18 protein-coding genes are annotated in these 23,906 nt (G+C 61.6%); 4 read left to right on the top strand and 14 right to left on the bottom strand.

The genetic code is table 11. The annotated features are described in order from the left end of the window. Window positions 1-42 precede the first annotated feature (42 nt). A complete protein-coding gene (gene tusA, locus KVQ74_RS13210) occupies window positions 43-294 on the bottom strand; it encodes a sulfurtransferase TusA (protein ID WP_217831533.1) in 252 nt (83 codons plus the stop codon). 113 nt (window positions 295-407) lie between these two features. Then, entirely contained in the window at window positions 408-1,481 is a 1,074-nt protein-coding gene (gene rlmM / locus KVQ74_RS13205) for a 23S rRNA (cytidine(2498)-2'-O)-methyltransferase RlmM (protein ID WP_217831532.1), read from the bottom strand. 221 nt (window positions 1,482-1,702) lie between these two features. Between rlmM and acnA the strand changes: the two genes are divergently transcribed. After that, window positions 1,703-4,444 (top strand): aconitate hydratase AcnA, encoded by a 2,742-nt coding sequence (gene acnA / locus KVQ74_RS13200; protein WP_217831531.1) that lies wholly within the window; start codon window positions 1,703-1,705, stop codon window positions 4,442-4,444. Window positions 4,445-4,739: 295 nt separating this feature from the next. On the opposite strand, the gene KVQ74_RS13195 is transcribed toward acnA, so the two are convergent. Together KVQ74_RS13195 and KVQ74_RS13190 are read right to left on the bottom strand one after the other, a co-directional pair. Beyond that, window positions 4,740-5,540 (bottom strand): aminoglycoside phosphotransferase family protein, encoded by an 801-nt coding sequence (locus KVQ74_RS13195; protein WP_217831752.1) that lies wholly within the window; start codon window positions 5,538-5,540, stop codon window positions 4,740-4,742. A gap of 7 nt (window positions 5,541-5,547) precedes the next feature. Then, window positions 5,548-6,036 carry an SRPBCC family protein gene (locus tag KVQ74_RS13190; RefSeq protein ID WP_217831530.1) on the bottom strand — a complete coding sequence of 163 codons (489 nt, stop codon included), beginning with the start codon at window positions 6,034-6,036 and terminating at the stop codon, window positions 5,548-5,550. A 193-nt stretch (window positions 6,037-6,229) separates the two neighbouring features. On the opposite strand from KVQ74_RS13190, the gene KVQ74_RS13185 reads away from it, so the two are divergent. Next, complete coding sequence (locus KVQ74_RS13185) at window positions 6,230-6,634, top strand: lysozyme inhibitor LprI family protein (RefSeq protein WP_217831529.1); 405 nt, start codon at window positions 6,230-6,232, stop codon at window positions 6,632-6,634. A gap of 93 nt (window positions 6,635-6,727) precedes the next feature. Here KVQ74_RS13185 and peaD read toward each other — a convergent pair whose 3' ends face one another. The 4 genes from peaD to peaA form a co-directional block, all read right to left on the bottom strand. Beyond that, window positions 6,728-7,849, bottom strand: a complete 1,122-nt coding sequence (gene peaD, locus KVQ74_RS13180; protein WP_217831528.1) for a quinohemoprotein amine dehydrogenase subunit beta — start codon at window positions 7,847-7,849, stop codon at window positions 6,728-6,730. A 40-nt stretch (window positions 7,850-7,889) separates the two neighbouring features. Continuing rightward, on the bottom strand, window positions 7,890-8,213 hold the full coding sequence (qhpC, locus tag KVQ74_RS13175; protein WP_007971075.1) for a quinohemoprotein amine dehydrogenase subunit gamma: 324 nt from the start codon (window positions 8,211-8,213) through the stop codon (window positions 7,890-7,892). A gap of 1 nt (window position 8,214) precedes the next feature. Then, on the bottom strand, window positions 8,215-9,645 hold the full coding sequence (gene peaB, locus KVQ74_RS13170) for a quinohemoprotein amine dehydrogenase maturation protein (RefSeq protein WP_217831527.1): 1,431 nt from the start codon (window positions 9,643-9,645) through the stop codon (window positions 8,215-8,217). Between the two features lie 79 nt (window positions 9,646-9,724). Then, window positions 9,725-11,305: a quinohemoprotein amine dehydrogenase subunit alpha gene (gene peaA / locus KVQ74_RS13165; RefSeq protein ID WP_217831525.1), complete on the bottom strand. Its 1,581-nt coding sequence runs from the start codon at window positions 11,303-11,305 to the stop codon at window positions 9,725-9,727. 371 nt (window positions 11,306-11,676) lie between these two features. Here peaA and KVQ74_RS13160 point away from each other — a divergent pair, with 371 nt between their 5' ends. Further along, window positions 11,677-13,623 (top strand): amidohydrolase, encoded by a 1,947-nt coding sequence (locus KVQ74_RS13160; RefSeq protein ID WP_217831523.1) that lies wholly within the window; start codon window positions 11,677-11,679, stop codon window positions 13,621-13,623. Between the two features lie 267 nt (window positions 13,624-13,890). On the opposite strand, the gene KVQ74_RS13155 is transcribed toward KVQ74_RS13160, so the two are convergent. After that, window positions 13,891-14,091, bottom strand: coding sequence for a hypothetical protein (locus KVQ74_RS13155; RefSeq protein ID WP_217831522.1), 201 nt, complete (start codon window positions 14,089-14,091; stop codon window positions 13,891-13,893). A gap of 398 nt (window positions 14,092-14,489) precedes the next feature. Here KVQ74_RS13155 and KVQ74_RS13150 point away from each other — a divergent pair, with 398 nt between their 5' ends. Beyond that, entirely contained in the window at window positions 14,490-15,980 is a 1,491-nt protein-coding gene (locus tag KVQ74_RS13150) for an aldehyde dehydrogenase family protein (RefSeq protein ID WP_217831521.1), read from the top strand. A gap of 53 nt (window positions 15,981-16,033) precedes the next feature. Here KVQ74_RS13150 and qhpG read toward each other — a convergent pair whose 3' ends face one another. The 5 genes from qhpG to mrdA form a co-directional block, all read right to left on the bottom strand. Next, the gene (gene qhpG, locus KVQ74_RS13145; protein WP_217831520.1) at window positions 16,034-17,329 is read right to left on the bottom strand and encodes a flavin-dependent monooxygenase QhpG; all 1,296 of its coding nucleotides are present in this window, start codon (window positions 17,327-17,329) and stop codon (window positions 16,034-16,036) included. After that, a complete protein-coding gene (gene qhpE / locus KVQ74_RS13140) occupies window positions 17,326-18,003 on the bottom strand; it encodes a subtilisin-like serine protease QhpE (protein ID WP_217831519.1) in 678 nt (225 codons plus the stop codon). The genes qhpG and qhpE overlap by 4 nt, the downstream gene beginning before the upstream one ends. Then, a complete protein-coding gene (locus tag KVQ74_RS13135) occupies window positions 17,993-19,711 on the bottom strand; it encodes an ABC transporter ATP-binding protein (RefSeq protein WP_217831751.1) in 1,719 nt (572 codons plus the stop codon). Before KVQ74_RS13135 ends, qhpE begins: the two co-directional genes overlap by 11 nt. After that, entirely contained in the window at window positions 19,711-21,615 is a 1,905-nt protein-coding gene (locus tag KVQ74_RS13130) for a sigma-54-dependent Fis family transcriptional regulator (protein WP_217831518.1), read from the bottom strand. Before KVQ74_RS13130 ends, KVQ74_RS13135 begins: the two co-directional genes overlap by 1 nt. Window positions 21,616-21,736: 121 nt before the next feature. Further along, window positions 21,737-23,629: a penicillin-binding protein 2 gene (gene mrdA / locus KVQ74_RS13125; protein WP_217831517.1), complete on the bottom strand. Its 1,893-nt coding sequence runs from the start codon at window positions 23,627-23,629 to the stop codon at window positions 21,737-21,739. Between the last annotated feature and the right edge of the window lie 277 nt (window positions 23,630-23,906).

Here is a 23,906-nt window from a genome sequence, read left to right as displayed (position 1 = left end):
ATAAAAAAAGACCTGCATAAGCAGGTCTTTTTTTGTGTCCGATCAAGCGGACTTCTTGCGGATCCAGTACAGATAGGTGCCGGCGTCTTCGTGCTGTCCCACCAGTTCATGGTCGAGGAACACGCAGAACTTGGGGATATCGCGCTTGGTCGAGGGATCGGTGGCGATCACCTTGAGCAGGCCGCCGGGTGCCAGATCGCGGATGTGCTGATGCAGCATCATCACCGGCTCCGGGCAGTTGAGGCCGGTGGCGTCGAGGGTGCCGTCGACCGGCGTATCGATCATTTCACTCATGATTCACTCCTGAAACTGGCCGGCATTGTCGCGCATTGCCGGGTGCCGGGTCACCTGTGGCGTTGCGCCACACCTGCGGGAGCAAATGCGCTCCCTCAGGTTTATTGGCGGTGTCAGCGGGACTTTGGCTTTTTCACGTCGTGGCGGCGCAGATGGCAGGTCACTTCCTCGCGGTCGTGGTACAGCTGTTTGCAACCGATGTCGACCTTGATGCCCCGCGCCTTGAAGCCGTCGGCGATGCGCTCCAGCAAACGCTTCACTTCGGCGTAACGCTGCTTCATCGGCAACTTGAGATTGACCACTGCTTCCCGGCAGTGCCCCTCGCCGATCCACTCTTCGAGCATCGCCGCGTTGCGCGCGGGCTTCTCGACGATGTCGCAGACCATCCAGTCCACCGGTTGTTTCGGCTTGAAGGTGAAACCGTCCGCCATCAGGTGCTGCACCAGGCCGGTGTCCATCAGGCTCTCGGCCATCGGGCCGTTGTCGATGGCGGTCACCAGCATGCCGCGATTGACCAGTTGCCAGGTCCAGCCACCCGGCGCCGCGCCGAGGTCGACCCCGGTCATGTCGCTGTGCAGGCGTTCGTCCCACTGCTCCCGTGGGATGAAGTGGTGCCAGGCCTCTTCCAGCTTCAGGGTCGAACGGCTTGGCGCCTCACGAGGGAACTTCAGGCGCGGAATGCCCATCGGCCACATCGCCGAATTGCCGGCATCGGCCAGACCGAGGAACACTTCCCGGCCACTCTTGAAGGTCAGCAGCAGGCGCGGTTTGCTGGCGTCGTCCACCAATTTGCCGGCACCGGTCAGGGCCTTGCGCAGCGGGCCTTCGAATTTCTTGCAGAAGTTCGACAGTTCCTTGCCGTCATTGGTGTCGACGACCTCCAGCCACAGGCTGCCGCACACCGGGAATCCGGCCATCTGCGCGAGAATCACGCTGATGCGGTCGGTTTCCGGCAGATCGATGAACAAGCCCCGCGCCCACTGGCGCGGGAAGATCAGCTCGGCGAAATTCTGGCCGCGCATCAGACGCTCGGCGTCATCTTCTTCGGTGCAGACGAATTCGGCGCAAGCGGTGGCCGGCTTGGCCTTGGCGTAGCCGGCGACGTTCAACCGGGCGGCAAGATCGGAAATCTCCGAGCAGACTTCGCCTTCGAAGCCTGGCCGGCAATGCATGAATAGGGTGTTCATTCTTACTCCTGGGCAGCGGGCGATCATTCGGCCGCTGCGCGATGTCCAGGCTTGCGCTGACGCAAAGCCTGTCACGAAAACCGGCGCATGATAGCCCATGTCGGAACCTTGGTTCTGTCCATAGAGTCCAGTTATTAGCCAGCTACCTAAAACGGGGCTAGGTTTAAAGCTCTATTCATCCCCTCAGTCCGTAGCCGTGCGGATTCAAAGGAGTGATCGTAATGCCGTCCCTCGATAGCCTGAAAACCCTCAAAACCCTGCCGATTGGCGACAAGACCTACCACTATTTCAGCCTGCCGGATGCCGCCAAGAGTTTGGGCGATCTCGACAAGCTGCCGATGTCGCTCAAAGTACTGCTGGAAAACCTGCTGCGCTGGGAGGACGACAAAACCGTCACCGGCGCCGACCTCAAGGCCATTGCCGCCTGGCTCAAGGAGCGCCGCTCCGACCGGGAAATCCAGTACCGCCCTGCCCGCGTGCTGATGCAGGACTTCACCGGCGTCCCGGCCGTGGTCGACCTCGCCGCAATGCGCGCCGCCATGGCCAAGGCCGGCGGCGATCCGCAGCGGATCAATCCGTTGTCGCCGGTGGACCTGGTGATCGACCATTCGGTGATGGTCGACAAGTTCGCCAGCGCCAGCGCCTTCGAGCAGAACGTCGACATCGAAATGCAGCGTAACGGCGAGCGCTACGCCTTCCTGCGCTGGGGCCAGAGCGCCTTCGACAACTTCAGCGTGGTGCCGCCGGGCACCGGGATCTGCCATCAGGTCAACCTCGAATACCTCGGCCGTACGGTATGGACCAAGGACGAGGACGGCCGCACCTACGCCTTCCCCGACACCCTGGTCGGGACCGACTCCCACACCACCATGATCAACGGACTCGGCGTGCTCGGCTGGGGCGTCGGCGGGATCGAGGCAGAAGCGGCGATGCTCGGGCAACCGGTGTCGATGCTGATTCCGGAAGTGATCGGCTTCAAACTCACCGGCAAACTCAAGGAAGGCATCACCGCGACCGACCTGGTGCTGACCGTGACCCAGATGCTGCGCAAGAAAGGCGTGGTCGGCAAATTCGTCGAGTTCTATGGCGACGGCCTCGCCGACCTGCCGCTGGCGGACCGCGCGACCATCGCCAACATGGCACCGGAATATGGCGCGACCTGCGGCTTCTTCCCGGTCGATGACGTGACCCTTGAATACCTGCGTCTGTCCGGCCGTCCCGCCGAAGTGGTGAAACTGGTCGAGGCCTACACCAAGGCTCAGGGCCTGTGGCGCCTGCCGGGCCAGGAGCCGGTGTTCACCGACAGTCTGGCGCTGGACATGGCCAGCGTCGAAGCCAGTCTCGCCGGACCGAAACGTCCGCAGGACCGGGTTTCGCTGCCGCAGGTCGGCCAGGCGTTCAGTGACTTCCTCGACCTGCAATTCAAGCCGACCAGCAAGGAAGAAGGTCGTCTGGAAAGCGAGGGCGGCGGTGGTGTTGCCGTGGGCAATGCCGATCTGGTGGGCGAAGCCGACTATGAGTCCGACGGCCACACCTATCGCCTGAAAAACGGTGCAGTGGTGATCGCCGCGATCACCTCCTGCACCAACACCTCGAACCCGAGCGTGATGATGGCCGCCGGGCTGCTGGCGAAAAAAGCCGTGGAAAAAGGCCTGACCCGCAAGCCATGGGTCAAGAGTTCCCTGGCCCCCGGCTCGAAAGTGGTCACCGACTATTACAAGGCCGCCGGGCTGACCCAGTATCTGGACCAACTGGGCTTTTCCCTGGTCGGTTATGGCTGCACCACTTGTATCGGCAACTCCGGTCCGCTGCCGGAACCGATTGAAAAAGCTATCCAGAAGGCTGACCTGACTGTGGCCTCGGTGCTGTCCGGCAACCGCAACTTCGAAGGCCGGGTGCATCCGCTGGTGAAAACCAACTGGCTGGCCTCGCCGCCGCTGGTGGTCGCGTTCGCGCTGGCCGGCAGCGTGCGCACCGATATCAGCAGCGAGCCCCTGGGCAACGATCAACAGGGCAATCCGGTGTACCTGCGCGACATCTGGCCGAGCAGCAAGGAAATTGCCGACGCGGTGGAGCGGGTTAACACCGAGATGTTCCACAAGGAGTACGCCGAAGTCTTCGCCGGCGACGAACAATGGCAAGCCATCGAGGTGCCGCAGGCCGCGACGTATGTCTGGCAGGACGATTCGACCTACATCCAGCATCCACCGTTCTTCGATGACATCGCCGGCCCGTTGCCGCAGATCAAGGATGTCCAGAGTGCGCGAGTGCTGGCCTTGCTCGGCGACTCGGTGACTACCGACCACATTTCCCCGGCCGGCAACATCAAGGCCGACAGCCCCGCCGGGCGTTATCTGCGCGAACAAGGCGTGGAGCCACGGGACTTCAACTCCTACGGTTCACGCCGGGGCAACCATGAAGTGATGATGCGCGGCACCTTCGCCAACATCCGTATCCGCAACGAAATGCTCGGCGGTGAAGAAGGTGGCAACACGATCTACATCCCTACCGGCGAGAAACTGGCGATCTACGACGCGGCCATGCGTTATCAGGCCTCGGGCACCCCGCTGGTGGTGATCGCGGGGCAGGAATACGGCACCGGTTCCAGCCGCGACTGGGCGGCCAAGGGCACCAATCTGCTGGGCGTGAAGGCGGTGATTGCCGAGAGTTTCGAGCGGATTCACCGTTCCAACCTGGTCGGCATGGGCGTGTTGCCTTTGCAGTTCAAGCTCGATCAGAACCGCAAGAGTCTCAACCTCACCGGCAAGGAAACCCTGGAAATCCAGGGCCTGACCGGCGTCGAGCTGACACCGCGCATGAACCTGACGCTGGTGATCACCCGCGAAGACGGGCGTCAGGAGAAAATCGAAGTGCTGTGCCGCATCGATACCCTGAACGAGGTTGAATACTTCAAGTCGGGCGGAATCCTGCATTACGTGTTGCGGCAGTTGATTGCCTCTTGATCCGCTTTGATCGTTCCCCCGCTCCGCGCGGGGGACGATCTGCAAACACGGCTGGAGACGGCACTTTCCTACAGGCGAAAAAAAACCCGCCGAAGCGGGTTTTTCCCAAGACCATATCGACTCCCTGTCGGCAGCGATCCTTGCATTGGTCGATCATCCGTGATCCTGAAACACTCCCTGTGCTTCAGTTGATGAGGCTAGATTACGCTTCGGATCCAATCGGCAATAGTCGACATAGCTACCATCGCGTGTAAGACATTCGCCATAGCGCCCCTTCCGAAAACCCTTAGCCCTGTCAGGCATCGAGCGCGCAAGCCGCGAGCTGTGCGACTTTCAGTTGCCCCGCAGCGGCCGTTTGCTCGTCATCCTCCAGGAACCACGCAGCAGACAGTCCCGCGAACGCCAGTACCCATTGCAGCAAACGTCGGCGCTCCAGCCCTGCCGCTTCGCCGATGACCTCGACCTGTCGCCGAAAGCGTTCGGGATCGGTGGCGGTGGGCAACTCGGGGTTGCAGATCAGGTTGGCGTAGTCATAGCCGCGCTCACCGCGTACCCGTTTGGGGTCGATGGCCAGCCAGCCACGCGGGCCGAAGTCCAGCACATTGTCGTGGTGCATGTCGCCGTGCAGCACCACAACCTCCTGAGGTTCGGCGAGCAAGGCTTCGGCGGTCTGCAAGCTGCGCCTATACACCCCACCCTGTTCGGCGGCAGCCATTCGCAGCGAAGCGAACCATGGCGCCAGCTCCACCAGCGGCGGTGGCGGCGTTGGACCCGGCGCATGCAAGCGCGCCAGCGCCGTACACAGGATCCGGCTGGCCGTGTCGTCCTCGCCATTGAGCGCCATGTGCATCAACGAACGCCGGCCCATGGCCCGCTCCAGCAGCAACCCGTCCTGATGCTGGGCCAGCACCCAGGCGGCGCCGTCTCCATCCCACCAGGTCACCAGCAGATTGCCGTACTTCTCCTCGGCATCCACCGCGATCTTGAGCATCGCCGGGGTATCGCCCCGGCGCACCGGCAACAGACGGCTGCCCGGGGTGATGATCGGCGCGCCGTCCGGCACCAGCGCCCAGCGTTGCAGCCACGGCTCGAACAGGTCGCCGTCAGCCACCCTCACGCTCCCGGGCCCGATCACTTTCAATGAGGAATTGCTCGAGCCGGCTCATTTGCTCCTCCCAGCCGCGACTGTCCATGTAGTACGCCTCTTTCTGGCGAAAATCGGGGATGTGCGCAAAGCCTGTCTCGGAGACTTTCAGCAAGGTGCCGCCCTCGTAATCCTCCAGCTCGAACTTGACCAGCGTGGTCGGCTCCGTGGAGTAATCGATCTTCGGATTCACCGCGTAGGGATGCCAGCGGAAGGAAAACAAGGTCTGCGGTTCGACGCGCTCCACCAACACATTCCATAACACATGCTCATAACCGCGATACGTGACCTGCCCCTGCGTCCACTCACCGGCGATGAACCGCCGGCCCTCCAGCGCAACACCAAACCACTGGCCGAACGCCTCCGCATCGACCAGGGCGCGCCAGACGTGGGAACGCGGCGACTTTAGGGTGATTTTACGTTCAAAGCTGTTAGGTACTGGTTTCATACGTCACCTCCTGTTTTGAACAGTAGGCTTGTATGACCACATGTCCAATGCGAAGTTGTATCAATCCCGTGCGGACGCTCGATCGCGGCGACGGCTGACCCGTTGTTCAAGGCGTCCAGGCTGCGCGAATCTCAATAGTGCATTGAAGTCACTACACTGCTCGGCACGTCCATTCATCACAGTGAGAACCCTTATGTCCCCACGCCTCTTTTTGCTCCTGACGCCATTGCTGTTCACCTCCCTGGCCCATGCCGCCGTCGACTGTGCCAACGCCAGCGACCAGTCGACGATGAACCAATGCGCCGGGCAGGAATTCAAGGCGGCGGACAAGGAACTGAACACTGTCTACCAGCAGATCACCGCGCGACTGAAGGACAACCCCGACGGCAAAAAGCTGCTGGTGGGCGCGCAACGGGCGTGGATCGGGTTTCGCGATGCGGAGTGCAAGTTCTCTGCGTCCGGGGTGACGGGCGGAAGTGTTTATCCGCTGATCTACAGCAACTGCATGACTGGCGTGACCAAGGCACGGGTCGAGGCGCTCAAGCAGTATTTGAAGTGTGAGGAAGGTGATTTGGGGTGCCCGGTGCCTGGGGCCTGATGACTTGAAGGTTGTGACGGCCTCATCGCGAGCCAGTCGACTCGGTACAACGACTCGACTGGCTCGCGATGGCGGCAGTTAAGGTGAGGCAAATTACCGGACGAAAACCTGCGCCGTGGTAATCGCCATATCCCCACCCGGCAACTTGATACTGCCGGTCTGTTTCATCGTCTCCGCATCGAAGATCGCCACATCGTTGAACGTCCCGGCCAGGTAGATCTTGGTGCCCTCCTTGTTGAACGAAATGCAGTAGTAGGAATGATCCAGGGTCGCCGCCTGAATCAGCTTCTTCTGCTTGATGTCGTACTTGGCCAGGCGGTTGAGCACGCCGAACATCAGGTTCGGGTCCTTCGGCGAGCGCATGCCGCTGAAGTAGATTTCCGTCAGCGGGCCGAAGTCGGTGGTTTCGGTCTTGCCGGTCTTCAGGTCGATGCTGAACAGGCCGTACAGGTATTCGGCGGTGGCCGGGTCCTGCTTCTTGTCCTTGAACTTGGCAGCGGTGTAGAGCAGCGAGAAGTCGTGGCGATAAGTCTGCTGGTTCCACACGTAGAGCACGTCCGGTGCGCTGTAGTTGGGGCGCTTCCAGTGACGGCTGGGGATCAGCACATCGAATTTGCCGGTTTTCACATCGACCTTGTACACATCGGCACCGGCCACATACAACGTGCCGTCATCGCCACTCTGCATGATCGTCAACTGCCGTGGCGCCGCAAAGCTGCGCACCGGTTTGGCGTTCATCCCGGCGTCAGCGGCGTAGACATCCAGGCGCGGCTGCCTGACCTCGTAGCGGTCGTTGAGCATCAGCGTCGGGTTGGCGACGGTGTAGATTTCCTTGCCGTCATGGCTGACCGTGAAGGCGAACATCGACCGCGCCTTTTCCCCCGGTTGCTGGGTGATGCTGGCGTGGAACACCTGTTTGCAGTTGTCCAGTTCGACACCGTAAACGTCGGCGTAATGGTTGTTCAGCACATAGGCGGTCTTGCGATCCGGCGACAGCTGCACGGTCCCGGGACCGAAAGCGTCGGGCATCTTGCAGGTCTTGTACAGGCTGTCGGTGGCCAGGTCGATGACGTTCAGGTTGTTCGGGTAATTGGTGGTCAACATGTATTCGTGACCATCCTGCAGCGCGGTGTTCTCATCGGCCAGAACACTGAGCGAACAAACGCTCAGCGCGGCGAACGCGGCCAGGCCGCAGGCTGTGTTGATGCTAGGCATGCTGGAATCCTTCTTCTTGTACGCTGCTTGTTCAAGGGCATCATTTGTCTTTCGGGAAGACCGTGCCGAGGTTGCGCCAGTTTTCGTTGGACGCCTGGGCATCCTTGTTCCAGTCCGGGTAGGTGCTCATCATGTCCGGCACCTGGGCCGGCCACCAGCACGGGTCGGAGCAGCCATACAGGTCCGCCTCCATCGGCTGGCACAGCGACGACACCCCGCCGAACGCATCGATTTCCCAGCCCGGATCGGTGGTCGAGGCGCAACCGGCGACTGAGCTCATCGCCACCACCTCTTCAATGCGGTTCTCGTCCGCCGCCTGATCCAGCTTCAACGCTTTGTTATTGATTGCCTTGAGATGTTTCATATCAGTGAGCCTTGCGCGGAGTGATGTAGCTGCTGATGAACGCAGGGTTATTGGCCATGATCCGGGTGTAGACCTCGATGCCGAAATCGACCCAGTCACGCATCAGTTCGCAATAGTGATACGTCGGGTGCGCCGCATCGCCGTAACGGGCGTAGCTCTCGTGGTAGCAGCCGCCGGAACACAGGTTGCGGATCCGGCAGTCGTGGCAACCGGTGTTGGTGCGATCCAGGCGCTGGGACAGGAAGTCGTTCAGTTCAACCTGTTTCACACCGTTGTGGACGTTGCCGAAGGTCGGCAGCGATGAGCCGGTGAAGCGGTGGCACAGGTTCAGCTCGCCCTTGTGATCGACCGCCAGCATCTTCAATCCCGCGCCGCACGGCAGCGCCTTTTTGTGGCCTTCGTGGATATCGGTGATCAACTGGTGCAGGTTGGAAAAGCCGATGTTGCGATGTTCCAGTGCCGCGTCCAGATAACGTCGACCGAGGCGCTTCATGCTGGCGAACACCTCGACCAGTTCGGCGTTGCTCAGGTTGAAGCTGCTGATGTCGCCGGAGGTCACCGGGGCAAACCCGACTTCCGCGAACTTCAACTCGTTGAACAGGTGATCCCAGATGGTTTCGACATCGGTGACACCCGTGGTCAACGTCACCCGCGCGCCGACCGGACGGCTGTTGTAGCGCGACAGCAGCATCTCGGCCTTGCGCCGCACCACGTCATAGGTGCCCTGCCCGCCCACGGTGATACGGTTGCGGTCGTGCACGGTTTTCGGCCCGTCGATGCTCACCGACAAACCGAAGCGGTGGGCATTGAGATAGTCCACGGTTTCTTCGGTGAGCAGCGTGGCATTGGTGGTCATGACGAATTCGACGAACTTGCCCGCCTCGGCAAAGCGCTTTTCGCAGTAGTCGACCATGTACTCGATCAGCTTGCGGTTGCTCAGCGGTTCGCCGCCGAAAAACACCACGGTGAAACGCTCTTCGTCGGGGGACTCGCGCAGCAGCATTTCCACGGAGGCGATGGCGGTCTCGACGTCCATTTTCTTGCCGGCGGACGGCTTGTCGAGGTCTTCCTTGTAGCAGTAGGTGCAGCTCAGGTTGCAACCGGTGTTGACGTTGAGCACCACGGTGTTGATCGCCGTGCGCTCGACCCGTTTGACAGCGATGTCCGGGGTCAGTGGCGAGCCGTCGCTGACCAGCTCCAGCGAGATCAGCTCGCGCAGGGTCTCGTGGATTTCCTCGCCGTTGAAACGCGCGCCAAGGCGCTGGATCAGGTCTTCCGAAGAACAACCGGGGCCGCGCAACGCGTCGATGATGGTGCCGGTCAGCTCATCGCTGGCGAACAGCGAACTGCTGGGGATGTGGAACAGCATGCGGTCGGCGTCAACCTGCACTTCGTGCAGGTTACGCTCGACCAGATTCAAGATAGCGCCCATTGCAAACCTCCTGTGCAAGCCCCGTCCGGCGAGGCCTGCGGTCATTCCGAAAAGTGTCTGGAAGCGTTTCTGGCCAGCCTTACGGAATGGGTGGATTGTTCCAGCGTTGCACGGTGACGATCATGTGCCCTTCGCCGGTGAGGGATTTCCCTGCGTCGTCGACGGCGGCTATCACCTTGAGGTTGCCGGCATTGTTGGTGGACATCTTGCGTGCCGGATTCGGCCCGGCATCACCCGGCGTGAACACGCCCGCATCGGCCTGCATGGTGCCGGCGAACTTGACGTCCTCGTCCTCCCTGGCACGCTCGTCGAAGGCTTCGACCTTCCACTGCGCCGGGAACACACCAATGCGATACGGCTTGCCGTCGGCGCCCTTGCCCCAGGCTTCCGCGTCGAAACGGCCCTGGACTTTCGGCGTCGAGCCGCCGCCCTCGCCGATCCGCGCCACGGAAAACTCCGGCACGACCTTGACCGAGTCGATCTGGCTGTACACCGACAGGCTCGGGCCTTTCAGGCTGCCGACGCTGACCGCGCGCAACCCGGCCGGGGCATTGGCCGCCGTCTTGACCTTGACCTTGATCTGCCCGGCACTTTGCTCGAGCACTTCGACCACTTCCACGCCTTTGCCAAAGTTCGGCTTGCCGCTCAAACCGCTGCCGATCAGGGTCACTTCGGTTTCACTGCCGGCCTTCACGTAACCCGGCTGTACCGCCAGCAAGCGTTGCGAACCCTGCTTGGCTGCCACGAAGTCCAGACCGCGCTCGTCATGCTCGGCCTCGAACATCCGGCCCTGCATGGCATTGCCCTGCGCAGCGAACACCTGACGCATGGTCACGCCGTCGATGGTCACGTTGCCGCGCCATTCGTAACCGCTGTAGAGGATCGCGCTGCCGTCGCCATTGAACGGGCTACCATCGGCGTACTGGCCCTTGACGCTGACCTTGAAGGTGTCGCTGCCGTCGGCGCTGACGTTCATGCTGCCGGCCAGTTCGCCCTTGCCCGGCAGGTGGCCGCTGAAGTTCCAGTCACCGACCAGCGCGTCGGCTTTCGGTGCGGTTTTCAGCCACTTCTGCCAGGCCGGGTTGTCCAGCGGATAACGCTTGGCCAGCAGCGGCACCATCTCCTTGCGGGCGATATCGAACCAGTCGCGGTCGCGGGCCAGGGCCTGATACTCCAGCGACGGCCATTGACCGAGGTGGAAATTCACCAGCCGTTCCCATTCCTGTGCCGGACGCCGTTGCAGGGCGACCCGCGCGCCGGAGTGGCAGCGGCCGCACATCTGCGCGGTTTTCTCGTCGAACTGCTCAACGGTGTTCAACCGCCGCTCCAGCGCGTAACGCACGCCATCGGTTTCGCTCGGCGCCAGGCCCTGGGTATCGGCCAGGTATTTGACCAGGGTGCGGCGATCATCGTCGCTGATCTGCAGGCCGTGCATGGTTTGCATGCGGGCGATGCTCATCAGCCAGCCTTCCGGGGTCTTGCGCTGGTGGCTGATGCGGCTCAGGGCATTATCGGCTTCCGGGGTGTGACAGCCTTGGCAGGTTTCCTTGAGGATGGTCTGCGCATCGCGCGCCGCCAGGCTGTGGGGGGAATGCAGGGCGACACAAGCGGCCACGGCCAGCAGGCTGGCGCTCATGCCTGATCGGAGTTTTCTCTTCATCAACGTCGAACCTCGCACGGTGCTTTCTTATTGTTGTGGCTTATCGTTTTTATGGTTTCTGCCGTTGGCGGCACGCCGCGAACGGAGGCAAGCGAAACGTCTGCGATGAGCAATACACGGAGCGTGCCAGCTTGCCGATAAGCTTTTCAATCAAGCAGTTACGTGAAGATCACTGCGCCTTTACGACAGTGGCGATGTTCACCAGCGTCCAATTTCGCGACAGCTGTTGCAGTGTGAGACAAGCATAGTTGCCGTGCCCGCCAGCGGACGGCCGACGAGTGACCGTCTGATATCAATGTGCCTGCTACGCTTGCTGTTCGCATGTTCAGTGCGACACACCTCACACCACCGACAACCTGAGGAATGGAATCATGGGATCACAAGGAACTGGTCACAACTGCACGCACTGCGGCTGTGAAAACCCGGTATGGAACGCACTCAAGCACACGGTCGACCTCAAAGCCTTCACAGGCACGGTCGCCGGCCTGCTGCCGGAACCCGGCAGCGAGTCGTTGATTTTCACCGACGGCATCATCTATCCCCTCAAAGACGGCAACATGAAGGAACGGGTCGACGCGCTCGGCATCCATGGCGGCGACGTGGTCGCTTCGGGCACCCTGGCTTACGTTCAGCAGTGCATGAAAGACAGGAGCATTCATTACAAGACCTATCCGTTGAACGGCAAGACGCTGATCCCGGGCCTGATCGAGCCGCACATGCATATCGTCCAGTCCTGCATCATGGAAGGCTGGGTCGATCTGGGGCCGATCGACAACGCTACGCAGCGCTTGAAACCCCGTTATGACTGGAGCTGGCTCAAAAAAAGGATCAGTGAAAACCTTCCCGACGGAAAGTCGAGCTGGTTTCTGGGACGCATGGTCGACCCCGCCCTGATGCCCTTCGTCAAGGCAAGGAAAAAGGGTGAATTGAACACCCTCACGTCCTTTTACTGCGACCGGCACTTCGACAAAAACGCCGACAACACCGGCAACCTTGACAGCATCGTGTCCGACCGCCCGCTGTTGATGATCAGCGCCTCGATGCACACCGTTTACCTGAATACCGCCGCGTGCGACGCCGTGTATCACCATCAGAACAAGGCCAGCGAGAAGCTGCGCAGTCACTACACCAGCTACGAGGACTTCCTCGAGAAAACCCAGGGCAGGCTGCAGGAAGAAGCCGGCATCATGCCGGCCATCCTGTCGATCCCGCTGGCGCAGGCGCTGGATGTCGTGAATATCTTCAAGTACATGAAGCACTACTTTGAAACGGCCTCAAAACGCGGCATCACCCTGCTGTATGACGCGATGGTGGACAAGACCTCCAAACTGATTCTCGAAGCGTACGGCCTGACCCATTCACGCAACCTGCGCGTGGGTTACGCGGCGGCTTGCGACGGCGTGGATTTCAGCCACATCGCGCCCTACAAACCGGTGACCAAAGAAGCGGCCCGGCTGTTTTACCAGGGCTCGGTGAAACTGATCTCCGACGGCTCGAACCAGGGGCTGACGGGTTATCAGGAGCATCGCTACTGCTGCGAGACCACAGCGGAAAAAGGCAACTTCAACTTCTGTGATCCCGGCGCGGAAAACACCACACCGACCACCCTCCCCGACGCCTATCAGACGACCCTGAACAAGGCCGTGGCCACGGGTTGGCCGCTGATGATCCACGCCAACGGCGACCGTGCGATCGAATTCACCCTACAGGCGTACAAGACTGCGCTGAACGGTCAGAGCGGCCTGGAGAAACGTCATCGCATCGAACACTGCTCACTGCTGAAAACCGACACCCTCGATCAACTGCAGACCCTGGGCATCTCGCCCAGCTTCCTGATCGGTCATGTGGGTTATTGGGGTTATGTGTTCGAGCAGGCGATTTTCGAATCCAAAGCCACCGACATGCTCGACTTGTGCAAGGACGCCCTGGGCCGCGGTCTGCGCATCTCGCTGCACAGCGATTGCACGGTCACGCCACTGGGACCGCTGCGCTCCATGGAACAGGCGGTGACCCGAAAACTCGAAGGCAAACGCGGCGAGGACGGCACCTTCATTGATGATCCAGCGCAACAACCGGTGCTCAACAAGGCCCAGTGCCTGAGCCGAGAAGAGGCGTTGAAAGCCATCACCTATGACGCGGCCTGGCAATGTCACGCGGATAAATTCACCGGCTCGTTGCAGGACGGATACTTCGCCGACTTCGTGATCCTCGGGCAGAACCCGCTCGACGAAAACGTCCCGGCCACCAGCATCCGTGACATCAAGGTCTGCGAAACCTGGAAAGGTGGGCACAAGGTTTATACCAACCCTGAGCGCTGACCGATTCTCCTTGCCAATACAGGTCTCACCCTCGGGCGGACCTGTATTGGCAAGCGCCCATTCGGGGCTAGCGAACGGAGTTGTCCGGGTGAACCCTGTAGCGCCCACAAGACTCACAAACCATTGAGTTCGTCTCCTGTACTTGCGCTTTTGCGGCCAACTCTCTGGTGCCGCGCGATTTGGTTTCAATCCGATAATCCCGGTAAAACGCGAACGCGATAAGCAAAGCGATCGCGAGTACCCACAAGCCCAAAATCATTGGGTAAGTCATGATTTATCCTCGAGCAGGGCTACGGCGAAAGAGGCAGCGATGACGAAAAAACTGCTGACCGTCATCGCAGCACTTGTGCGGATCGTGTCGGCATCACTCACGTTGCCAATCACGAATGCAGCAGCCCCCGTCACCATGAATCCAGTCCCCATACCCATCATTAAGTTGGTCGTCCATCGAATGGTTTTGTTGTTCATCGACATCCTTGTGAAAACCCGAACCTGCCGGTTCCATGGCAGACAAAGCTGAAAAACCGGCGGCAACGAATCACCCGCCGAATCCGCGTCCACCCCCGAGACGCCGATGGAAAAGGACGTTAGCTCGAACCTCTTTTATCTACCAGCCGCTGTAAACCAACAGGCCAGCGACTCTTCCTACAGCAGATCGGCCACTGTTTTGTCCCGAGCCCGACAACACGGCTCCAATCCGTATCTTGCATCTCAATGACTGTCGCGTTTTGCGACAAATTCCCTCTCATCACACCCTCCACGCTCTGCCTTCCCCCCCGCATGACAGCGCTGCACGCCCTTTCCGGAGTGTTGGCACAGCCATTGCGAAACCCTGCTCACACCATCGAAGAACAAGAGGTCCCGCCATGTCCCTGCCCTATCTGCTTCCCGCCACTTCGGCCTTCATCCAGCGCCCGCCACGCATGCTGATCGGCGGCGATTGGGTCGAAGCTGCCGACGGCCAGACCATGCCGCTCCACAACCCCGCCACCGGGGAAATACTGTGCGTGGTGCCCAGGGCCACTGCGGAGGATGTCGACCGCGCGGTACTCGCTGCACGTCAGGCCTTCGATGATTCGCCCTGGAGCTGCACCCGTCCCCGTGAGCGGCAGAACCTGCTGTGGAAACTCGCCGACCTGATGCAGCGCGACGCCGAGTTGCTGGCGCAACTGGAATGCCTGAACAACGGCAAAAGCGCGGCCGTGGCGCAAGTGATGGACGTGCAACTGGCGATCGACTTCCTGCGCTACATGGCTGGCTGGGCGACCAAGATCGAAGGCTCCAGCGTCGAGGTATCGCTGCCACTGATGCCTGGCGATCAGTTCCACAGTTTCATTCGCCGCGAAGCGGTGGGCGTGGTCGGCGCCATCGTCGCCTGGAACTTCCCGTTGCTGCTGGCCTGCTGGAAACTCGGCCCTGCGCTCGCCACCGGTTGCACCGTGGTGCTCAAGCCTGCCGACGAAACCCCGCTGACCGCGCTGAAACTGGCGGAACTGGTGCTTGAGGCCGGTTACCCCGAAGGCGTGTTCAACGTGGTCACCGGCACCGGGATCACCGCCGGTTCGGCCCTGACCCACAACCCGCTGGTCGACAAACTGACCTTCACCGGTTCCACTGCCGTCGGCAAACAGATCGGCAAGATCGCCATGGATTCGATGACCCGCGTGACCCTGGAGCTGGGCGGCAAATCACCGACCATCGTCATGGCCGACGCCGACCTGAAAACCGCAGCAGCCGGTGCGGCCAGCGCGATTTTCTTCAACCAGGGGCAGGTCTGCTGCGCCGGTTCGCGCCTGTATGTGCAGCGCAAGCATTTCGACAATGTGGTGGCGGACATCAGCGACATCGCCAACGCCATGAAACTGGGCAACGGCCTCGACCCGAGCGTGGAGATGGGTCCACTGATTTCCGCGCGCCAGCAGGAGCGCGTCTACCGCTACATCGAAATGGGCCGGGAAAGCGGCGCGACCATCGCCTGCGGTGGCGAGCAGTTCGGGCCGGGGTTCTTCGTCAAGCCGACGGTGATCGTCGATGTCGATCAACAGCATTCGCTGGTGCAGGAAGAGATCTTTGGCCCCGTGCTGGTGGCGATTCCGTTCGATGACGAGGCGGATGCGTTGCGCCTGGCCAATGACAGTCCTTATGGCCTGGGCGCCAGTATCTGGTCGAATGATCTGGCGGCGGTGCATCGGATGATTCCACGGATCAAGTCGGGCTCGGTGTGGGTCAACTGTCACAGCGCGCTGGATCCGGCGCTGCCGTTTGGCGGTTACAAGATGTCGGGGGTTGGACGGGAGATGGGGTATGCGGCGATAGAGCACTACACCGAACTGAAATCGGTGTTGATCAAGTTGTAGAAGATCAAAAGTCCCTCACCCCAGAGCAGGTTCCCTCTCCCATAGGGAGAGGGTCAGGGCCGGTATCCCTGACTCAACAACCATCCCCGGATCACCCTGCCCTGCTCTTCGCTCAACCCCGCCAACACCTGCCCGACCGGTTCGACCCGCAACTGCCGTACCAACGGTGCCAACTCCACCCCCTGCACATGCCAGATCCCCAGCGGCTGATCCGCCGTGATCACCACCTCGGCCTCATCGACCAACCCGTCGTGCAGCACCGGCATCCGCTCGATCCGCAACGCCGAAAAGTCCGCTGCCGCATGCGCCACTTCCGCATCCGGCCACTGCCGCCGCGCCAGCCAGAACGGTTGCTCGGCCCAACGCTGTTCATCGGCATAAAAATCCCGGCCGATCCGCGCAAAGCGCATGAACAACTGCTCCACCCGTTGCCGATGAAAGGCTTGCGCCAACAACGCTCGCTCAGGCTTGACCAACAAAGTGTTGATCACCACCGGCGCCTGCAACGCCGAAGACAGTGACTGGAAAATCCCGTTGCCGGACAGCGGGTCCACCGCCATTGCCGCATCGCCGACACGAATCCAGTTTTCACCACAGACCTGCGGCGCCAGAATCGCCGTGCTGCTGCGGGCGTGCAGTTGCAGATCCGATTCGGCACCGCCGGCAAAAAAGGCCTGGGCAAAACCCGAACGCCGGCGCCGCTCACAACAGTAATCGAGCAACTGCGCCTTGCCCGGCAGCCCGGCGCTCGCCACATCCACCGTCCACTGCCAATAACATTGCCCATCGGCCCGGCGCGCCATCCACGCCCAACCATCCTCCAGGCTTTCCACGGCACTGGCAGTCGCGCCCGGCGTGCCTTGCCAGCGATTGAGCAGACTGACGGTTTCCGGCCCGCGCAGGCCTTTGCCCGACGCCGGTGCCTGACGCCCGCGAGCCTCCACCAGAAAATCCGCCTCGAGAGCCTTGCCGCCATCGAGTTCGATCCGATGCCCGCCCGATGTGGATTGCACACCGAGCACCCGGCCCTCGATCAACTCGACCCCGGCCAACGCCAAGTCTTCGCGCAAACCACGATCGAAGGTCGGTCGGTCCAGCAGAAACTCGATGTTCTGCGCATGCTGCTGGCCGTTCCACGCCACCTGACGCTGGGACGGCAATGTCGCGTCCGTCAGCGCTCGTTGCAACCCTGCTCCGCGTAACGCCTCCAGCACCCGTTGCGAGACGCCCTCAAGCGCCGCAAAGCGTCGCCACTCGCTGACCAGCGTGACCGCGTAGCCCAACCGTCGCAGCCCCAGCGCCACCGCTGCGCCCGCCGGCCCCGCGCCGAGTATCACCAGGGTCGTCATGGCCCCGTTCGCCGTTCTGGTCCACGATAGCGGGCGTTTTGCCGGAGCCAGTCAATCACCTCCGCATTGCTCGCCTCGGGATGCTCCACAAGAAAAGCAGCGATATGCCCACTCAGCGCCGCACACCCCAGACTCGCGCCTGACTGCCCCGGATACGTGCCATGCACACACGCGGCGAAATCCGCCTGGGCGCTGTCGAGCCACGACCACTGCTCATCGGTGCAACGCGCATCCCCGGTCACCCGCAACACTTGCGGATAACTCGCCGGAAACACCGCAGCGCCCTGCGCCGGGCTCGATGCACACAACAAGACCCCGCGAGCCACCGCCGCTTCGCAGGCTGCGCGCAACAGACTGCGATCCTGACGCAGCCCCAGACTCAGGTTGATCAGCCGCACATCCTCGGCCACCAGCCAATCAATGGCCGAAGCGATTTGCAACGCGCTGGTCACGCCGCGCTGATCGAACACCTGGGCCACGCAAATCTGCGCGGCCGGTGCACGACGACTGATCGCCTCGATGACTGCGCTGCCATGACCGAGGGGATCGTCGCGCAACTCCGACATCACCAAGCCGTCTTCCAGCAGGGTAAACCGGCGCCCGGCGACCACTTGCACCCGCTGGGCCGCCGAGTGTCCGCTGTCGACCACGCCGATACGCCATTCAGGCTTCATGCAGCACCGTCTTCGACACCAGCACGCCATCGAGGAGTTCAAAGCGCAGGTCGGCATCCGCCAGGGTCGACGGCCGGTGACTGATCAGGATCCGCGTACGCCCGGCAAACAAACGGTCGATGGCTTCGATCACTTCACGCTCGGTGGCTTCGTCTACTGCCGACGTCGCTTCGTCGAGCACCAGAATCAACGGATCCTGCAACAGCGCCCGAGCGATGGCGATACGCTGCTTCTGCCCGCCGGACAACTGCTGCCCGCGCTCCCCGAGCGGACTGTCGAGGCCTTCGGGCAAGGACGCGATCAGGCTGTCGAGTTGCGCCAGTCGTGCCACTTCGGCAACTGCTTCGCGACTGGCATCCGGCACCGCGTAGGCCAGGTTGTCAGCGAGGCTGCCACGAAACAGCACGATGTCCTGACTGACCACGGCAATGCGGCGGCGCAGTTCGAACAGATTCAGTTCCCGCAGGTCCACCTCTCCCAGCAGCACCCGCCCGGACTGTGGATCGTGATGGCGTTGCAGCAGATCGATCAGGGTCGATTTGCCGACCCCGGAGCCGCCGCTCAACGCGACCTTCAAACCGTAGGGGATCGTCGCCGCTATCCCGCTCAGGGTGCTCGCGCGTCCCGGATGACTGAAATGCACATCGTCGAAACGCAGCTCGCCAGAACTCGGCAACGGTTGCGGCGTGACCGGCGAACGCACCGTCGGCTCTTCACCGCGCAACTCCATGACCCGGCCAAGGCTGACGGTCATGCGCTGGATCGCCACATACAACCCCAACAGGCTCTGCACCGGCCCGACCGCCATGCCCAGGTACGTGGAAAACGCAATCAGCGCGCCCAGTTGCCAGGTGCCCTGAACCACCCAGTAACCGCCGATCAGAAACGCACAGGCACGGGACAACGAGGTCAACGTGCCCGGCACTGCCTGGGTGAAAAACTCGGTGACTTGCAGGCGCAGCAACTGATTCATGTAGCCCTGGCCGAGGCTTTCCAGGCGCCGCGCTTCACGCTGCTGCTGGCCGGCGGACTGGATGAATTTCATCACGGGCAAGGTCTCGACCATGAACGACGACATGTCCGCCGAACGCTCGCGCAATTGCCGCACATCACGCTCGACCTTGCGCCGCATCCAGCGCAGCCACAACACATCGAGCGGGATCAGCACCACCGCCAGTAATGAAAGTTTCCATGAGAGGGTAAAGAGCATCGCGATCGCCACTACCAGGCCAATCACGCTCGACACCGCCGAGAACAATGAGTCGACCGCAAAGCGCTGGATCTCGGCAACATCGCCGTCGAGCCGTGACATCAGGTCGCCGATCCGCCGCTGACCGTAGAAGCCTGGGGACAGGGTCTGCAAATGCCGGTAGAGGTCGTCACGCAGGGCAAACAGAATTCGCCCGGACAGACGCGTGTGCAGGTAGCGATTGATCCCCGACAACGCGGTGCCGAGCAGTCCGGCAACGATCATCAGCACCGCGATCAACACCAGCATCGGGAAATTGCGCGCGAGCAGCCCGTCGTCGATCAGCAACTTCACCAGCCAGGGCTGCACCAGGACCAGCAACGAAGCGCACACCGACAACCCGAGCAACCCGGCAATCGCCAGCCGCTGCGGCCGCACGAAACCGTACAGCCAGCGCAACGCCGCTTGCAGCGCGGCTGGGTTGTGGCTGTCGATCAGCCGCACGATCAGGCGCTGCATCATGAGCGCAACTGTTTGAGTTTGCGGTACAGGGTCGCGCGGCTGATGCCCAGCGCGTCGGCGGCGGCCGAGACATTGCCCTGATGGGTGTCGAGGGATTGGCGGATCATTTCCAGTTCGTTCTCGCGAATGCTGCCGGCCTGGGGTTTCTCGCTGGCGGACAGTTCGTCGAGCATGCTGTCAGGCAGGTGATCGAGGGTCAGCACGGTTTCGCCGGGTTCGCGCATCGCCAGCGCGGTGCGCAGGACCATCTCCAATTGGCGGATGTTACCCGGCCAGTGATAGGCGCCGAGCAGTCGTTCGAGGTCATCGTGCAGCAGCACTTTCGGTGCATCGAGTTTGCTCAGTAGACGCTCGACCAAAGCGGCGAAATCATCACGCTCGCGCAGGGCCGGCAGCATCACGCTGATACCGTTGACCCGGTAGAACAGGTCTTCGCGGAATTGCTTGTCCTCGACCTGGCGCTTGAGGTCGCGGTGGGTGGCGCAGATCAGCGCGACGTCAATGTCCTGTTCTTCCCCCGCACCGAGTGGCGCCACTTTACGATCCTGCAACACCCGCAACAGCCGCGCCTGCAAGGCCAGTGGCATGTCGCCGATCTCATCGAGAAACAGCGTGCCGCCGTGGGCCTGTTGCAGGCGTCCGATCATCCCGCCCCGGCGCGAACCGGTGAACGCGCCTTCGCGGTAGCCGAACAGTTCCGACTCGATCAGGCCTTCGGGAATCGCTGCACAATTCACCGCAACGAAAGGTTTGTCACAGCGGCTGCCGGCCATGTGCAGCGCGCGGGCGATCACTTCCTTGCCGGTGCCGGTTTCGCCGAGCAGCAACACCGGCAACTCGTTGGCCAGTCCTTGCCGGGCCATGCGCAGCGCACGGGCGTAGCGGGTATTGCTGCCGGCGAGAGCGTCGAGATCCGGTTGCGGTTTGGCGGTTTTCGCCACGCTGCGCGGCGAGCCGCCGAGGTTGACCGAGCGCACCGGTGCCCGCAGGGTTTTGTAGAAAAACTCACCCTTGGCGGTTTGCAGACTGCCGATACAGCCCTGCTGCAGGCGCGAGAGCAATTGCACGCCATCGACTCCGAGAAACTCCTCGCACCGGTGCCCGACCAACGCCGAGCGCTCGGCCCGCAGCAACTGGCAGGCCTGGGCGCTGACCGCCAGGATCTGCCCGCCGAGGCTGACCGCAAGCAGGCCCTGCCACGGCGATTCGAGATACTGCCGGCGACTGTGAAACGCCAGAACGATCTGATCCGCAAAGCTGTTATTGAACACCCGGCTCTCGATCTGACTGACCGCCATGCTCAGCAACGCGGTGCTGTCATGCACCCGGCCGAGCGGGCCTTCGCGGGTCAGGTCGAGGACACCGAGGATTTCGCCCTGCGGACAGTGAATGGGCACCGAGGTGCAAGAGAAATCGGTGAGGCGGTCGAGGTAGTGTTCACCACAGTCGATCAGGGTGGGCCGTGCCTCCACCAGCGCGGTGCCGAGGGCATTGGTGCCACGGGCGGCTTCGCTCCAGCAGGCACCCAGCGTGATGTCTTGCAGACCACTGCCCTTGAGACGATCGGCGCGCCCCTCGACTGCGAGGATGGTGGCATCGGAGTTGGCGAGGATAATCAGACCTTCCTTGCCCTGGCGTTCGGCAAGGTAATCGATGGCCGGCATCGCGGCGTCGATCAGCAGGCGATTGCTCGCCAGCAGCACGTCGAGGCTGGCGCTGGACTCCAGGCTCAGCTCATGTTTGCCATTGAAATGCACGCCGTGGCTCAGGCTGCGCCGCCAAGAGGCGTCGATCTCCGCACGCAGCACGCCGTCCGGCACCTGGCCTTCGAGATGCAGTTTTTCCCGGGCGAGACGGGCTTCGTGAGGGGACTTGGGATCGGTTGTTTTTATAAGTGTCATCAAGCGCTCCGGAGCGGTCCGCTTTGCGCTTTTATTATTTCAGCGCCCTGACGCCAATGTTTACGTTAACGTCAGGGCGATGGCAATAGCCTTGCGACACTTGGGACTGCGACTGGAGCGGTTATACGTGCGGATCACCCGGCGCCTTGGTCGGCGCCGCGTATTGCGGCTTGAGGTGGCCGTCCTGATCCAGCAGCCAGGCATCCATGATCTGCCGCACCACAGGGCCGGCAACCCGGCCACCGGCCTCGCCGTTCTCGATCATCACCGAAATCGCGATCTTCGGATGCTCGGCCGGCGCGAAGCCAACGAACAAGGCGTTGTCGCGATGGCGTTCGAGGGTTTTCTCGCGGTTGTAGCGTTCGCCCTGCTTGATCGCCACCACCTGCGCCGTACCACTTTTGCCGGCGATACGATATTGCGCGCCCGCCGCTGCCGCGCGGGCAATACCCCGAGCATCGTGCATGACCATCTGCATGCCGTGGTTGACCTGATCCCAGTCGCGCGGGTCCTTGAGCAAGATGTTCGGCATCGGATGTTCGTCCACCGGAGCGACGCCATCGACGGTCTTGGCCAGGTGTGGACGATTCCAGACACCTTTATTGGCGATCAGCGCCGTAGCTTGAGCCAGTTGCAGCGGCGTGACCTGCATGTAGCCCTGGCCGATGCCAAGGATGACGGTTTCGCCGGGGAACCAGGCCTGACGACGGGTTGCGCGCTTCCAGGCTTGCGATGGCATCAGGCCAGGCGACTCTTCGAACATGTCTAGCGAGACTTTCTCGCCGAGACCGAACATCGCCATGTAATCATGCAGACGATCGATACCCAGCTTGTGTGCCAGATCGTAGAAGTAGGTGTCGTTGGAACGCATGATCGCGGCGTCCATGTCCACCCAGCCGTCGCCGCTGTGGTTCCAGTTGCGGTATTTGTGATCGAAGTCCGGCAGTTGGTAATAACCCGGATCGAACACCCGGGTCTGCGGCGTGACCACCCCGGCATCGAGGCCGGCGATCGCCACTTCCGGTTTGATCGTCGAACCGGGCGCATACAACCCGCGCAAAACGCGGTTGAACAGCGGCCGGTCGATGGAATCACGCAGCGCCGAATACTCCTTGGAACTGATGCCGGTGACGAACAGGTTCGGGTCGAAGCTCGGATTGCTGACCATGGCCAGCACTTCACCGGTCGAAGGATCCAGCGCAACCACCGAGCCGCGCCGATCGCCCAGCGCAGCTTCCGCAGCCTCCTGGAGTTTGACGTCGAGGCTCAGGACGATGTTTTTACCGGGCACCGGATCAGTGTGCTTCAACACTCGCAAGACCCGGCCCTGGGCATTGGTCTCCACTTCTTCGTAACCGACGTGGCCATGCAGTTGCGGCTCGTAGAACCGTTCAATGCCGGTCTTGCCGATGGATTGCGTGCCACGGTACTCCACGGAGTCGAGGGTCTTGGATTCTTTCTCGTTGATCCGGCCGACGTAGCCGATAGAGTGAGCGAAGTGCGCGCCCAGCGGATAGTTGCGGACGAACTGTGGTTCGACATCAAGGCCTGGGAGGCGGAACTCATTCACGGCCAGCACCGCGATCTGTTCTTCGGTCAGCTCATAGAACAACGTCACCGGTGTGAACGGATGGCGCGACTGCTTCATGGCTTTGTCGAAGACTCCGCGATCTTCAGCCGGCAGGTGCAAAAGATTGATGACCTCATCCAACTCTTGATTGACGTTGGTCGCGCGTTCGCGGGTGATGGTCAGGTTGAAGCTGGGGCGGTTGTCGGCCAACAGCACACCGTTACGATCATAGATCAGGCCGCGTGTCGGCGGGATTGGCAGGACGTGAACCCGGTTGTTCTCGGAGATCGTGGAGTGATAGTCGAACTCCACCACTTGCAGGATGTACAAGCGCACGACCAGCGCGCAACTGACCGCGAAGACGAACAAAGCACAGGCGATCAACCTCTTGTTGACCAGCTTCGTCTCTTTTTCGTGATCCTTGATAGGTATCGGTTCAGGCATTTCTACAGCAACTCTTTGACGAAAAATGAGCGCCGATCCTTGGGCGAGACATCAGTCCGTTAAAAAAACGAGCTGCACCATAACAAAAACCGAATGGTTACTTCATGAGGAATTCCTCAGACGGTTGTCGTGGCGACGATTGGATCCTTCGAGATTCGTGCGCTTTGTGCAGGATTGAAGTTCTGATTCGTGCGGCTTCTCGCTTCGAGCCCGCAGAATCGGCCAGCCACTTTTTCGCAGGCAAAACAAAACCCCAACTGCTTTCGCAATTGGGGTT

The organism is Pseudomonas botevensis (genome assembly GCF_019145475.1).
GTDB classification, from domain to species: Bacteria; Pseudomonadota; Gammaproteobacteria; order Pseudomonadales; family Pseudomonadaceae; genus Aquipseudomonas; species Aquipseudomonas botevensis.
This window is presented reverse-complemented; position numbering and strand designations above follow the sequence as displayed.